Genomic DNA, 13,478 nt, shown 5'->3' on the forward strand with positions numbered 1-13,478 from the left:
CAGGCTGCGGAGTGGAACACCGTTTTGTAAAGACGGTATGAATTTTGGCGGCCTCAGCCACCAAAAACTCAACCGGCTGCGCGTTTTTGCAAGATCTCGAATGCGGGCAGGGTTTTGCCTTCCAGAATTTCCAGGAAAGCGCCACCGCCAGTGGAGATATAGCCCACGTCTTTTTCAATGCCGTATTTGGCGATAGCGGCCAGGGTGTCACCACCGCCAGCTATCGAAAACGCAGCACTTTCGGCAATCGCGCGGGCAATGGTTTCCGTGCCATGCGCAAACGCATCGAACTCGAACACACCCACGGGGCCGTTCCAGACGATGGTGCCGGCCTTCTTCAATTGCGCGGCCAGGGCGGCAGCGGTTTGTGGGCCGATATCCAAAATCAGATCGTCGTCGGCCACATCAGCCGCCGCTTTGACGGTGGCCACAGCATCGGCCGCAAAGGTCTTGGCGGTGACTACATCGGTGGGAATCGGCACGGCGGCGCCGCGCGCCTTCATGGCGTCGATCACAGCCTTGGCTTCGCTCACCAGGTCGGCTTCAGCCAGGCTCTTGCCGATCTTCAAACCGGCGGCCAGCATGAAGGTGTTGGCAATGCCGCCACCGACGATGAGTTGGTCAACCTTCTCGGCCAGACTCTTCAAAATGGTGAGCTTGGTCGACACCTTGGAGCCCGCCACGATGGCCACCAGCGGGCGCTGCGGCTGGGCCAGGGCCTTGGTGATGGCATCGATCTCTGCCGCCAACAACGGGCCTGCGCAGGCCACTTTGGCGTATTCGGCGATGCCGTAGGTCGTGCCTTCGGCGCGGTGGGCGGTGCCAAAAGCGTCGTTCACAAAGATGTCGCACAGCGCGGCCATCTTTTGCGCCAACTCGGGCTTGTTCTTCTTTTCACCCACGTTGACGCGGCAGTTTTCCAGCAGCACCACTTGGCCAGGGGCCACGGTCACGCCGTCCACCCAGTTGGCCACCAGCGGCACTTCGCGGCCCAGCAGCTCGGCCAGGCGTGCGGCCACGGGAGCCAAAGAGTCGGCGGGTTTGAATTCGCCCTCAGTAGGGCGGCCCAGGTGCGAGGTCACCATGACGGCAGCACCGGCGTCCAGCGCCAACTGGATGCAGGGCACCGAGGCGCGGATGCGGGTGTCTTCGGTGATGTGGCCGGCGTCGTCCTGGGGGACGTTCAGGTCGGCACGGATGAACACCCGTTGACCCGAGACTTTGCCTTGGGCACACAAATCGGAAAAGCGCAAAACGTTCATGGCAACAACTCGCTGGAGATTAAGAAAGCGGGAGCCCGGCTAGGGCGATTGGCGCCAATTCTAGAAGCCAACAGCTGCCAGAAGTTGCGCACATGGCAGTCTCTGCGCAAACGTAGCCTCAACGCCCTACCAACCCAAGCCCAGGTGTAACGGCAAGTAGACCGCCATGCCAATGACGATGGTGATCAACACATCGCGCCGCCAGTAGAACGCCAGCGCCCCCACGATGGCCGCGTAGACCCGCGCGTCAAGCCACAGCGTGGCGAGGTGGCCGTTGGTGACCACCACCTCGGGCACCACCACGGCCGCCAGTGCAGCGATTGGCGCGTATTGCAGGCCACGGTGCGCCCACTGCGGCAGGCTCCAGGATTTGCTGGAGATGAAGAAGAAGCTGCGCGCGATGACGGTGATGCAGGCCAGGCCGACGATCACCACCAGCGTCCAGGCATCGGTTTCGCCCACGGTGGGGCCAAAGTCGGTGAAGCTCATGCCGTCTTACCCTTTGCCCGGTCGTTGTTGGCGGGGGTGAACTTCTCCATGCTCATGCACAGCAGCACCGCGGCGGCAATCGCCACCACAATGTTGAGCTTGAGCGGCAGCGCATAAGCCACCACACCCGCCGCGCCCGCCGTGGCCGCAGCCAGCACGCGCAAACGCGTGGTCGCCAGCGAGCACAAAATGCCCACCAGGCACAGGATGCCCGCGTAACCCAGGCCCCAGGCGGTAGGAATGAAGTTGGCCAACAGCACACCCAACACGCTGGCACTGACCCATGTGCCCCAGTTGAGGAAACAGTTGCCGGCCAGGTAGGCTTCTTGCGCCTGGTGCTCGGCCGGGGTTTCGCCCACCTTGGGGTAGCGCCGGGTGAACAACACGTAGGTCATGTCGGCCGTCAGATAGCCGTGTGTGAGCCGCTCCCAGCGCGGCAAGTGCATCAGGTAGGGCCGCAGGTGCAGGCTGAACACCACAAAGCGCAGATTCACACAAAAGCCGGTGGCCAAGATGATCCACATCGGCGCGCCAGCGATGATCAGTGGAATAGCCGCGAGCTGCGAGCTACCGGCGAACACCAGGATCGCCATCGACAAAGCTTCGACGACGCTCATGCCCGACTTGACCATGGCCACGCCGGTCATCAGGCCCCAGGCGAAGATGCCTGGCGCTTGTGGCCACATGTCACCCATGCCGGCTTTGAATTCGGCGTGCTCGCGCAGGCTGCGGCGTAGAAACATCAGGCAGCCTCGTGGGTCGCTGGCGCCTGCACAAAGCACTGGCCAGATTGCAGATCAAAGCCGCGAATGAAGTCGCGCACCGGCAGGCGTTTGCCGCCCGCGCGTTGGATCTCGGTGATGTTGACTACTGAATTCATAGCTGCCACCGCAATCACATCGGGCGTCATGGCCACAATTTCGCCAAGCTTTTTGCCTTGTGGCGCCGCGCCATCGGCCACGTGCGCCGCCCAGACTTTCAGCGCTTCATCACCGTGCTGCGCCACCGCGCCCGGGAAGGGGTTGAACGCCTGCACGCGGCGCACGATCTGCTCGGCGCTAAGCGACCAGTCGATGGCGGCTTCGTGCTTTTCGATCTTGTGCGCGTAGGTCACACCCTCGGCGGGTTGCGGCACGGGGCGCAGGCCACCGCAGGCGGCCAACTCCAGCGCTTCAACAATCATCCGGCCACCCAGGCTGGCGAGCTTGTCGTGCAGCGTGGCGGTGGAGTCGTCTTGGATGGCAATGTCTTCAATCAGCAGCATGTCGCCGGTGTCCAGCCCCGCATCCATCTGCATGATGGTGACGCCGGTGCGTGCATCGCCGGCCTCGATGGCGCGGTGGATGGGCGCGGCACCGCGCCAGCGCGGCAGCAGCGAGGCATGGATGTTCAAGCAGCCAAGGCGCGGCACATCCAGCACCCATTGCGGCAGGATCAGCCCGTAAGCGGCGACCACCATGGCGTCAGCCTTGGCATCCAAAATGGCTTGTTGTGCGGCGGCGGCTTCCTCGGGGAACTTGCCGTCCAGGCGCAAGCTGCGCGGTTGCGCCACGGGCACACCCAGGGTCTGCGCAAATTGTTTGACGGGCGAAGCCTGCAGCTTCATGCCGCGCCCTGCGGGACGGTCGGGCTGGGTTAGCACCAGCGCAATGTCGAAGCCGGCGGCCTGCAATTGCTGCAGGGCCACGCGGGCAAATTCGGGCGTACCCGCGAAGATGATGCGCATGCAATCTCTTTTGATTTTGAATTGAAAGCCAGCGGCGGGCCGCACACGGCGCGTCCCTCTAGACGCCACGGCTCAACGGTAAAACTCAGCGCCGGTCGGGCACGTTCAGTAAATCCAGGCCTTGTTGGGTGCGGCGCACCATGCCGGCCGTGTCGAAATAAACCCAGAAAAACTTGTCGGTGCCGTCGTTCCAACGGTAGGTCCAGATGTCGCCTTGCCATGTGGCCACATGGTCCACGCTGGCAGGGCGGCCATAGCCCCAAAGAATGTCATCGGTGGTGGTGGTGCCAGAGGTGTCAATGCGCGCAAACTCGTTCAGCGTCAGCGCCTGGTACGAGCGGGCAACACGGCCTGTGGGCTCCAGATCCACGTTCCAGGCAAACTGCCCGAAGGGCTGCCCGGAATACTGCATGCGGGTGGTGGTGCCACGCGTGAGTTCGGCCGTGGGCTTGCCGTAGCGCTCGAGCACTTGTTCGCGCGACTCGCCTTCGGGCACCGGGAACGTGGCGCATCCGGCCAGCGAGAGTGCAGCCAATGCCGCTGCCAAAAGTTGTTTACCGCGTGCCATGGCTGTCTCCTGAGATTTGATTTCAGCTGCGTTTGTCTTTTTCAAGATCACGCTTGGCTTTGAGCATTTTGGTTTTGATCCGGTTCCGCTTCAGCGGCGACAAGTATTCGACAAACACTTTGCCCAGCAGGTGGTCCATCTCGTGCTGGATGCAGATCGCCAGCAAACCATCGGCTTCGATGGTGCGCGACTGGCCTTCACCGTCGAGCGCCGTCACCTTCACCTGTGTGGAGCGCTCCACGCCGTCGTAAATGCCAGGTACCGACAGGCAGCCTTCGTCATTCATCACCCGCTCGGGGCTGGCCCAGACAATCTCGGGGTTGATCAGCACCATGGGCGCGTTGCGCTCTTCCGAGGTGTCAATGACGATCAACCGCTCGTGCACGTTGATCTGCGTGGCGGCCAGGCCGATGCCATTGGCGTCGTACATGGTCTCCAGCATGTCGGCGATCAAAGTCTTGATGCGCTCGTCCACCTTCTGCACCGGGCGTGCTAAGGTGTTCAAACGTGGATCGGGGAATTGAAGAATAGGTAGTAACGACATGAAGACTCGACAAATGTGTGGCTATTTTCGCCACTTTTGACCCTTGAGCGTTTGACTGAACCCAATAATCGTTGCCCATCCAAGGGCTTGGGCGCAAAATCGTGCGTCATTTGCGGTGAGTTTTAAGCAAGTTTGCAACGTTTTTAGTGCAAAAACCTATGAAATACATGATGGCGGGAGCCAGTACACGAACGGCCATTGCCGCATGCCTGGTTTCGCTATTTGGATGGGGCCAATCCGCCCAGGCGCAAAGCTACCCCGTCACCCCTGCACAACAAGCTACGGCAGCACAAGTCGCCCAACAAGGCGTGCCGATCGCCGACTTGGCCCCCAACGCCCCCGACACGTACACCGTGAAAAGCGGCGATACGCTATGGGGTATCTCGGGCATCTTCCTCAGCCGTCCGTGGCGCTGGCCCGAGCTGTGGGGCATGAACCTGCAAGACATCCGCAACCCGCACCTGATCTACCCAGGCCAGCGACTGTTTCTCGACAAGCGCGACGGCCGCGCCATGCTGCGCACCGCCAGCCTGAATGATGGCGGCACCATCCGCGTGTCGCCACGCACACGTTATGAGTCGTTGCTCGACAACGCCCTGACCACGCTACCCACACACCTGATCGAAGCGTTTTTGTCTGAGCCGCTGATCATCGACGAAGCCACGCTGGCCATGGCTCCGCGCATTGTGGCTACACAAGACGGCCGCGTGCTCATCAGCCGGGGGGATCGCGCCTATGCACGGGGTTCCGCCGAAACCCCGCTGTCGGACGCCAAGGGCCAGCCACGCGACTTCCGCGTGTTCCGCAATGCTGTTCCGTTGAAAGACCCAGGTACCAAAGAGATCCTGGGCTACGAGGCTAGCTATGTGGGCAAGGCCCGCTTGGTACGCGGCGAAAGCCTTCAAGAGTCGAAAGATGTCGACAGCGATGGCAAGCGCGCCATCGAGATCGTTCCGGCCAGCCTCGACTTCATCAGCTCCAAAGAAGAGTCGCGCGTGGGCGATCGCCTGTTGCCAGAACCGCCACGTGAGTTGTTGAACTACGTGCCGCGCGCACCTTCACAAGAGATTGACGGCCGCATCGTGTCGATTTACGGCAGCGCTGTAGCCAACGCCGCACAAAGCCAGATTGTGGTGATCAACCGCGGTACCAAAGACGGCATCGAACGCGGCCACGTCTTGACGCTGCTGTCGGACGGCGGCACCCAGGTCGACAAAACCGACCCGTCAAAGCCCGTCATCAAACTGCCCGACGAACGCAACGGCCTGCTGATGGTGTTTCGCCCGTTTGAACGGCTCTCTTACGGGCTGATCATGCAGATCAACTCGGGCGTGAAAGTGGGCGACCGGCTGGCCACCCCGCACTGACTGAAGCGGCGCAACCCGGCTAAGCGGCATTCGCCGCTGGCACCGCGTTCCTTGAACCGGAGGCTTACAGCGAATGCAACACGACGATCTGGCGGCTTGGCTCCGCCTTACGCTGACCCCAGGTATTGGCAACACTGCTGCGCGCCGCTTGTTGGCGGCTTTTGGGCCGCCCCAAACGGTATTCGGTCAAACCCCAGACGCCTTACGGCAAGTCGTTTCAGCTCCTTTGGTTGAAGCGCTGCTGACGACTCCCGCAGAGCTGGCCGATTTGCTGGAAACCACTTGGTTGTGGCTGCAACCCAAACCTGAAGCGACTACCCCGCAAACCACACGGGCCATCGTCGTTCTCGGTGATGACGACTACCCCAGCAGCCTGCTCGCGATGGAAGATCCACCGCTTATGCTGTACCTGCTGGGGCGTGTGGATCTTTGGCATCAAGGCGCGTTTTCTGCGCTGGCCATGGTGGGCAGCCGCAACCCCACACCCCAGGGCGAAACCAACGCCCGCATCCTGGCTCACGGCTGTGCCGCTGCAGGGCTGACGATTGTCTCCGGCCTGGCGCTGGGCATCGACACCGCCGCACATGAAGGCGCGCTGGATGGCGCAGCCACGGCGCCCGACCAACTGGCCACAGTGGCTTTTGTGGGCACCGGGCTGGACCGCGTCTACCCCAAGAGCAATCTGGCGCTGGCCCACCGCATTGCCGCGCACGGCTTGCTCATCAGCGAGTACCCGCTGGGCACACCGCCCATTCCCAGCAACTTCCCCAAACGCAACCGGCTGATTGCAGGCTTGAGCCAAGGCACGCTGGTGGTGGAAGCGGCGCTGAAATCGGGCTCATTGATCACGGCCCGGTTGGCATCAGAGCAAGGATTAAGGCGAGTAACCCAGACTTATGTGTGTTAAGACGCGCACATCTGCGAGTGGATCTTGCTTGTTCGATCGCCAGACTAAGAGATCCGTGTGCCTTATCTACGCAAATTGCTTCGAAGAGCATCAAGCTGGAGTTTTAGGCTACTTACTTTACGTCTCAACATCCTGTTCTCTTGTTGGAGAAGACCGTTCTCAGCATCTCGCCGGGCAAGTTCGGCAGATAGACGAGGACATTCCCGCCCTAACTTTTCCAACTCTCCCTTCTCTTCGCCTGCTACCTCTTTTTGGACTTTTTCATTGTGGGCTCTCAACAGCTTCAGCAGTTCCTCGTTTCGTGCCGCATGGAGGGAAACAGTGCTCTTAAGGCCCGCCATCCGGCAAAGTTCAATCTCTGACCAAGTTATCTCAGGCTTAATGGATAACAGCATCTCGTAAGCCCTCCACAATGCCAAATTAGTTTGGTGCGCACTTTCGGATTGGCGTGCTTGAAGACCTGAAATGCTGCCACGAGGCTTCCCTCGCGCCATCGTGTCGCCGTTGTTCATCTCTGCTGTCGTCCAGTGTCCGCTCCACTATCCTGTGCAAGGAGCTTTTCAATTTCGGCCAATTGCACCTTCAAATGCTCTCTCTTAGCGGGTTGGCGGGAAAATCGTTTAAGTAAGCGTTGATTTTCTGCTTTACGAAACATCAATGTTTCTAAAGCCGCGTCTAGTTTGATCACTGAGTTCTTGCAGTCGGCCGGACGGCAATTTACTTTTTCTCCGCCGCAAAGAGCTCGCTCTGGCCTATAAAGGCACAACCCGTCACCAACCTGATCAATCAGTGCTTTCTTTGTGAGTGAATTTAGGAAATCATCCTTTTCCTCGCGAGCAAGACCAATAAACTCCAGTTTCATTGCTGAAATTTCGGATGCACCGCCACCAACAAGATGATCCGAACCAGTCAATAATTCAGCATACTGTTCCTTGGACCAATTATTTTTCTCGAGAGACAAATACTCCCGGGTACTGGGGGCGCCATACTGCTGCGTCAGATTTATATCGTGATGTTTTAATTGAGTCTGCAACTCAACTGCCCCCATTCCATCACGAGTAACAATTCTTGCATAAGTTCGCCTTAGATCAATAACCGAAATTCGTCCCTGAACCTCGGCTAGATCAATATTATGATGATTTGCAAGGAGATTTATTCCCTTCAAAGCTGCGTTAGCCTCCATTTGCCGCCCATTAGTTTCTGTTTTTTGTCGATTGCTACCACGGAATAAATAATTTGACGCCTGATTATTAATATAACTATTGACTTCAGACAACGCCTTTATTGCCTCATGTGCAAGCGGCATTGTCTGCCATTCCTCAATTTTCGGGACTGGTTGCCATTTACTCAGTTTTCCATTTATAAAATACGCTTTAATTCTGGAATTTGCAAAAACTACCTCCTTAACCGTACAGATCTCTTCGACGCCACCTTGGATCGAGCGTAGCTCGCCTGAACGCATTCCAGTTAAATAACCCACCAATATAAACACACTACTTCTGAAAAGGACAAAGTCTTTCTTGAGATACAAATCCCGCACATCCTCCTTCTCTCTTTTTTTCTTATAGTAAGCTTTCTGTCCAATAGTTTCTTTTTTTCTATTTTCATCAGCTCGATATTGCAGCCGATCAATTAAAAAATTCTTCCTTTCCAGTTCAGCAAGAGCTGCATAAAATATTGCCCTTGTCAAATTATCCGACCAAGGCTGAGTTGACAGTTGGTCACGAGGAATTAATTTTTGAGCATTTTCCCTCGACCATTTACCACAACTGCCTTCGGCCTTCCAAGGATCAAAACTAACAAAATCCGCAAGCTTACTGCGCTGAAGATAAAGCCATTCGATACCCGTGGCCCGGCTGAGCAGAGCTCGATTATTAATAGGCGCATCACCTTTTCCTTTAAGTGGCGATTCGGCTAGTTGCTTAAGAAATTGCGATAAGTCAAATTCTGTCAAATCAGCAGCACGACCAATTCCATTTCTAGACATGTAAATATATAAGTTCCCCAGTCCGTGCCCCAAGCTGACGCTCTTTGCGATAGTTGCAATCCCTAGTTGAGCTCTGGGTGGATCGAATATCAATGAATAAACCAGGCATTTGAGTGAGTCGATGAGATCATCACACTGGTTCACTGATATATATCCAAATTTCGGCAGAAGCTGTTTAAAATTAACTACAAGCTTCGCACGGTTTATGCCAGGATTTTCATCAGCAAAACTCCACTCCATATCAGAAAATACGGAAAGACTTGAAATTCTTACCCCCATCCTTTCTGCCCGCACCATCTCCCTAGTTACAACCAGAACTGGCAAGAACGTCTTTTCTGTAGTTTCCATAAGTCACTCATTTAGGAGCTTTACTTTTTTAATCTACAAGCAATATTCTTTTGAAGGCTTCAATTTCGCCTGAACCCTTAGATTATTAATTAATTCAATCTCATACTTTGGAAGTATAAATTCAATAAAAATTCGTTCTTTTTCCCCAATAATTTCCTCATATTGATGCAACGAAATCTCCTTATTTGATAATTTCATTTTGTAAAAATTTTGCATCGAAAAAAATCTATAGATATCCTCCAAAGTGACGACTAGGTTTTGACAATATAAGCAAGCATTCATCGCAGTACACCTCTCCCCTTTAACCTGCCCTTTCCATGGAGATGCCTTAATATCACGACAGTGTGCACTTATTGTTTCTACCAAACCACCTTTCCCACTGGAAAGACTTTTGATCGCCGCCTCATCTCTATTTTCACCAACAGAACTTCCAACTAGAAGAGCTTGAATATGAACGCCTCTTCTCCAAATCAATTCAGCCTCTGGAATTTTTCCCACATAATTTGCTGAAGTTTCTATTCGAGAATGCGATAGCAAAACTTTTACACCTTCCAAATCCCCTGTTTGTTGGTAATGGTGAAATGCAGCCGCTGGCCGAAAATTTGAGGACCAATGTCTTGAGCTATGCGGCACGCCCTCTTCATTCAAAGTTAGCCCCTTTTTTAAAAACCATACCTTGACAGCTTTTTCAAAACCTTTCTTTGTAAGCTCGCTGTTGTCAAACCTTGCTTGTCCAAGCCTAGTGCAGAATAAATAATTGTTTCCCGCCTCTCTATATGGGGCCGTTATCTTCAAGAGACTGTTTATTATTGATGATGGTGCCAAAATAGACGATCGCTTTAGTGGAACCGTTACCCCACACTTATTTGCCCTTAATTTTTTCCACTGGACAGAATCTTTATCTTTCTCAAACGGATTCCTAAGCAAACAATCCACTTTCAGTCGGCGTATCACCGATGGATTTAGTGCTGTCGTCATTAAGAGACCAATGTAATAAGGGCATAAATCATTAATTGTCAGCGTTTGCATTATTTTATTTCTGGCATAGAAATCTTTACATCCACCATGATGCTCCTTCAAAGCCCCATACAATTTTTTCTCTAAATCCTTATTCTTTTCATTGACAAGTCCCTTTTTCAGTTCATTTTGCCAAATCCAATCCAAATATTTTGGACTCTTCCACTTGGTGGAATATTTAATCGGTGATGGCAAACCTAAATATCTACTCCCATATTTTTCTCCGGCCTGAATTTTTTCGTAGAATTGAAATAATCTTTCACGCGCTCTCGCTTGCTCGAGATACCGAGCCCCTTCGGGCCAAAATCCAAAAATAAATGCATACCCCCCTGGCATTCCTCTGATCTCGGCAATATCTAAGCACTTGCAGTCGCAGTTGTTCTCCCACCACCAAACTCGATATTCATGAGACAACCCTTTTAAAGGTTGAGAACTGATTTCAGGCATCTCCGGTGCAACATCATCCAATGGAGGCGCAATACCTACCCACTGAGATGCCAACTCCGCCAATCTTTCTCTATTTGTTGCCTGAATGTCCTCGATAACACATTGGGCGATTGATTTCAAATCTGCAGATGTATAGCCCTTTTTCGGCCGAACATAATGATTGTTGGACTTTGGAAATTGAAATGGCGGCACACTTAGATCAGGGGCTGCCCATGCCTGCCCTTCCCATTGCTCGAAGTAAGGGCTCAGTAATCGAAAAGTGCTCGCCTGGCTTCTATAGCCCAGGTTCTTAAGATCTTTTAACCACCGTCCATACTGCCTAAGAAGTGCCTCAGTGATGTCGATTGGTGTTTGAGGTCGGTGCTCTCTTGGAATACTCATTAAGAATTTCTGAAAGTAGCGCATTGCGCTCTTCGTACTACATCTTGTCTCATGCCCAACTGCTCTTGACCTTCTTAGCAATGCCCAAATCAAAGCCTTAATGATTTCTTCAACAGTTGGATCGAAATCCTCAAAGCTATAAAAATAGACATGTCCGTTGTTTTTACAAGTCAACGAGAAAACCAAAGGAACTGTTGATGGGCCGTCTGGCCAATATTGATCGCAGTTCATCTACGGCACCTCAAAACCTGACTCTAGGTATGACACATATTTCTGAAAGTCTTCGCTCTGCCCTAAAAGTGCGGCTTCACCTATATAAATACTTGTTACCTTGACAGATGAATGCCCGAGAATTTTTTGGAGTCTTACAATGTCTCTATTTTTGAGGTAATCGTAAGTAGCAAATGTATGCCTCAAACTATGGGGGGTGATTTTTCTTTTAATTTTTTTGCTAAGACTTCTAAAAATACCTTGAATATATCCAGTGGTAAGAGCTCGACCAAAATGGCTTAAAAATAGAACCTTTGTCACTTTAGATATTTTTTTGATCTCAAGTATCTTTTCTCGCTCCAGTTCTATATATCCAAATAAATCACGTGCAAGTCCCCCAGGGATTGGAACGAAACGCCTTTTTCGCCCTTTTCCGATGATTGATGCCATCGCGTATCCATTTTTTTCATCTATCGCCCCTAGATTATCAACCTCCAATCCAACCACCTCTGACACTCGCATCCCTGACTCAGACATTAGTCTTGCAATCAGATTATTTCTCACCCCATACTTGCCAGAAATCGCCTTCGTCTTTAATTTATTCTCGAATTCATGAACATACTCCAATAAACAAAATTTGATTGGCTCAATAATCGGTTCATCCAATATTCCCAGTCTTGAATTTGCGCTCATCAGATATTTTCTGACTGGGATTTTCTTTTCACCTTTGAATAAATCACTATTTTCTTCAGAATCACACCAGCGGCAATATCCCAATGCCACCGTTAAAGCTAAGTTTGAGGATCTAGGTTTATTCTTTTTTACTGCGGCGAGATAGTGAGCATATTCAGCCAACAATTGTCTCGTGAGTTCTTTTGATAGCGACCTCGATTTTTCCAGCCACTTATAGAAATTTAACAACTGATCTGAATATGTCTTTATCGTATTTATTGACCAGCTACGGCAGTTATCAACAATGTACCTATTTACATTTTTAACAGGTACGCCATGTTTATCGAAAATCTGCGGTAGCGTACCGAGACTTCTAATTGAAGACTTCTTACTCCCAGAGAAATCAACCGCCATCAGCTTCATGGATAGCTATCTTTTTACAAAGAGCTCAGAATTTTTTTCGAGCTGGGAATACTATCGCTCGTGACTACAGCGTTCAAGAGTTTATTGTTTTTCCGGCTCGCAACTTCTTTTCACCGTCCCACGAAATAGCCAGATTTAAATTAAATAATGTACATATTGCATAGATTTGATACTTTATTAGGACAATCGCTATGCATACTCCTTTGACAGTACTCTTCAAAACAGTGCTCCTCCGGCCAATATTCGATAGTTTTTTTGGGTAATTCATGCGTCCAATAAAAAAGCCCGCTATTGCGGGCTTCTGGCACAACCGTTCCGCTAGGGAGCGTTGTGGAATGGTTCGGGTGGGGCACGAGTTATGGCCTGACCATCTCTATAAGATTGTCCTATCCCATCGCTCCTTAAGTGAAGAGCTCGACTTTGCCCTTGTAGTCTTGCGAGACTAATCGAAGATTCGGGAGAACGAGGTGGCCGGCAGTGAGAGAGGGCCGCCAGGCCTCAAGCGCAAACAAGGATCCTCTACCGAGTACAACACTGAGGCTCGCCCTTTGTTCGCATTTGTAGAGCTTGGTCACGAGCTCGATTGCCCGAATCCGGATTTCGTATCAGTACATGAACCACTTCGTAGTAGTCCTAGTTTTTGTACGTATCTCGGTTAATAGCTGTAGCACGGTATAGCACCGAGCATTGGGAGATTGATAGACGATGCTCTTGGATTTAGACGCCGCCGTTTTTCTCTCGACCGTTGGACCGTCGTCCCTTGGGACGGATGAGATGCTCCACTTGCTTCACGGTGTCTCCACTGTCGATATCCAAGGCAGCGCAAATCTTAAGTAAGACAAAAAGCGTTGGTTGACTTTCTCCACGCTCTAGCCGCCCGTAGTAAGACCGTTCTAAACCAGCCATGTGGGCCATCAACTCTTGCGAGATGCCTGTTTCAAGGCGAACGTTACGAACAACCGATCCAAAAGCCGCGGCAACTTCGGCATCGAAACTTGTGGCACCTGGCGGACGGCCACGGGCCGGAGTTGGGGTTGGAATTGGACGGAAAGGCATCCACCCAAGGGTCTCGTTTCCGTCCTTATAAAGCCACGTTATTTAAAACGCAGAAATTACATTTTGGGTCGGCT

General features: G+C 52.7%; 12 protein-coding genes and 1 pseudogene. 2 read left to right on the forward strand and 11 right to left on the reverse strand.

The annotated features are described in order from the left end of the window. Positions 1-68 precede the first annotated feature (68 nt). From ACPWMG_RS26245 to def, 6 genes are all read right to left on the reverse strand, one after another. The gene (locus ACPWMG_RS26245) at positions 69-1,262 is read right to left on the reverse strand and encodes a phosphoglycerate kinase (protein ID WP_483302407.1); all 1,194 of its coding nucleotides are present in this window, start codon (positions 1,260-1,262) and stop codon (positions 69-71) included. A gap of 126 nt (positions 1,263-1,388) precedes the next feature. Next, positions 1,389-1,751, reverse strand: a complete 363-nt coding sequence (locus ACPWMG_RS26250) for an AzlD domain-containing protein (RefSeq protein WP_483302408.1) — start codon at positions 1,749-1,751, stop codon at positions 1,389-1,391. Then, the gene (locus ACPWMG_RS26255; RefSeq protein WP_483302409.1) at positions 1,748-2,494 is read right to left on the reverse strand and encodes an AzlC family ABC transporter permease; all 747 of its coding nucleotides are present in this window, start codon (positions 2,492-2,494) and stop codon (positions 1,748-1,750) included. The genes ACPWMG_RS26250 and ACPWMG_RS26255 overlap by 4 nt, the downstream gene beginning before the upstream one ends. Next, positions 2,494-3,477, reverse strand: coding sequence for a methionyl-tRNA formyltransferase (gene fmt / locus ACPWMG_RS26260; RefSeq protein ID WP_483302410.1), 984 nt, complete (start codon positions 3,475-3,477; stop codon positions 2,494-2,496). The genes ACPWMG_RS26255 and fmt overlap by 1 nt, the downstream gene beginning before the upstream one ends. A gap of 85 nt (positions 3,478-3,562) precedes the next feature. Then, positions 3,563-4,045 carry a hypothetical protein gene (locus ACPWMG_RS26265; protein WP_483302411.1) on the reverse strand — a complete coding sequence of 161 codons (483 nt, stop codon included), beginning with the start codon at positions 4,043-4,045 and terminating at the stop codon, positions 3,563-3,565. 22 nt (positions 4,046-4,067) lie between these two features. After that, positions 4,068-4,589, reverse strand: a complete 522-nt coding sequence (gene def / locus ACPWMG_RS26270; RefSeq protein WP_483302412.1) for a peptide deformylase — start codon at positions 4,587-4,589, stop codon at positions 4,068-4,070. A gap of 167 nt (positions 4,590-4,756) precedes the next feature. On the opposite strand from def, the gene ACPWMG_RS26275 reads away from it, so the two are divergent. Together ACPWMG_RS26275 and dprA are read left to right on the forward strand one after the other, a co-directional pair. Beyond that, positions 4,757-5,956 carry a LysM peptidoglycan-binding domain-containing protein gene (locus ACPWMG_RS26275; RefSeq protein WP_483305350.1) on the forward strand — a complete coding sequence of 400 codons (1,200 nt, stop codon included), beginning with the start codon at positions 4,757-4,759 and terminating at the stop codon, positions 5,954-5,956. Between the two features lie 73 nt (positions 5,957-6,029). Beyond that, positions 6,030-6,830, forward strand: a pseudogene (gene dprA / locus ACPWMG_RS26280) (DNA-processing protein DprA); the annotation flags it as partial. 95 nt (positions 6,831-6,925) lie between these two features. On the opposite strand, the gene ACPWMG_RS26285 reads toward dprA, so the two are convergent. The 5 genes from ACPWMG_RS26285 to ACPWMG_RS26305 all read right to left on the reverse strand — a co-directional run bounded on the left by ACPWMG_RS26285 (position 6,926) and on the right by ACPWMG_RS26305 (position 13,404). After that, positions 6,926-7,375 carry a hypothetical protein gene (locus ACPWMG_RS26285; protein WP_483302413.1) on the reverse strand — a complete coding sequence of 150 codons (450 nt, stop codon included), beginning with the start codon at positions 7,373-7,375 and terminating at the stop codon, positions 6,926-6,928. Next, positions 7,372-9,198: a tyrosine-type recombinase/integrase gene (locus ACPWMG_RS26290; protein WP_483302414.1), complete on the reverse strand. Its 1,827-nt coding sequence runs from the start codon at positions 9,196-9,198 to the stop codon at positions 7,372-7,374. The genes ACPWMG_RS26285 and ACPWMG_RS26290 overlap by 4 nt, the downstream gene beginning before the upstream one ends. 33 nt (positions 9,199-9,231) lie before the next feature. Continuing rightward, positions 9,232-11,274 (reverse strand): tyrosine-type recombinase/integrase, encoded by a 2,043-nt coding sequence (locus ACPWMG_RS26295; RefSeq protein ID WP_483302415.1) that lies wholly within the window; start codon positions 11,272-11,274, stop codon positions 9,232-9,234. After that, entirely contained in the window at positions 11,275-12,348 is a 1,074-nt protein-coding gene (locus ACPWMG_RS26300) for a tyrosine-type recombinase/integrase (protein ID WP_483302416.1), read from the reverse strand. Between the two features lie 717 nt (positions 12,349-13,065). Continuing rightward, a complete protein-coding gene (locus tag ACPWMG_RS26305) occupies positions 13,066-13,404 on the reverse strand; it encodes a helix-turn-helix domain-containing protein (RefSeq protein ID WP_483302417.1) in 339 nt (112 codons plus the stop codon). Positions 13,405-13,478: the final 74 nt, after the last annotated feature.

The organism is Hydrophilobacter chitinilyticus, from assembly GCF_049860745.1.
Lineage (GTDB): Bacteria > Pseudomonadota > Gammaproteobacteria > Burkholderiales > Burkholderiaceae_C > Rhodoferax_B.

Excerpts from the sequence above, each read along its gene's own strand:
- ACPWMG_RS26245 (WP_483302407.1), bottom strand. The coding sequence starts at position 1,262 with ATGAACGTTTTGCGCTTTTCCGATTTGTGTGCCCAAGGCAAAGTCTCG.
- ACPWMG_RS26250 (WP_483302408.1), bottom strand. The coding sequence starts at position 1,751 with ATGAGCTTCACCGACTTTGGCCCCACCGTGGGCGAAACCGATGCCTGG.
- ACPWMG_RS26255 (WP_483302409.1), bottom strand. The coding sequence starts at position 2,494 with ATGTTTCTACGCCGCAGCCTGCGCGAGCACGCCGAATTCAAAGCCGGC.
- fmt (WP_483302410.1), bottom strand. The coding sequence starts at position 3,477 with ATGCGCATCATCTTCGCGGGTACGCCCGAATTTGCCCGCGTGGCCCTG.
- ACPWMG_RS26265 (WP_483302411.1), bottom strand. The coding sequence starts at position 4,045 with ATGGCACGCGGTAAACAACTTTTGGCAGCGGCATTGGCTGCACTCTCG.
- def (WP_483302412.1), bottom strand. The coding sequence starts at position 4,589 with ATGTCGTTACTACCTATTCTTCAATTCCCCGATCCACGTTTGAACACC.
- ACPWMG_RS26275 (WP_483305350.1), top strand. The coding sequence starts at position 4,757 with ATGATGGCGGGAGCCAGTACACGAACGGCCATTGCCGCATGCCTGGTT.
- ACPWMG_RS26285 (WP_483302413.1), bottom strand. The coding sequence starts at position 7,375 with ATGAACAACGGCGACACGATGGCGCGAGGGAAGCCTCGTGGCAGCATT.
- ACPWMG_RS26290 (WP_483302414.1), bottom strand. The coding sequence starts at position 9,198 with ATGGAAACTACAGAAAAGACGTTCTTGCCAGTTCTGGTTGTAACTAGG.
- ACPWMG_RS26295 (WP_483302415.1), bottom strand. The coding sequence starts at position 11,274 with ATGAACTGCGATCAATATTGGCCAGACGGCCCATCAACAGTTCCTTTG.
- ACPWMG_RS26300 (WP_483302416.1), bottom strand. The coding sequence starts at position 12,348 with ATGAAGCTGATGGCGGTTGATTTCTCTGGGAGTAAGAAGTCTTCAATT.
- ACPWMG_RS26305 (WP_483302417.1), bottom strand. The coding sequence starts at position 13,404 with ATGCCTTTCCGTCCAATTCCAACCCCAACTCCGGCCCGTGGCCGTCCG.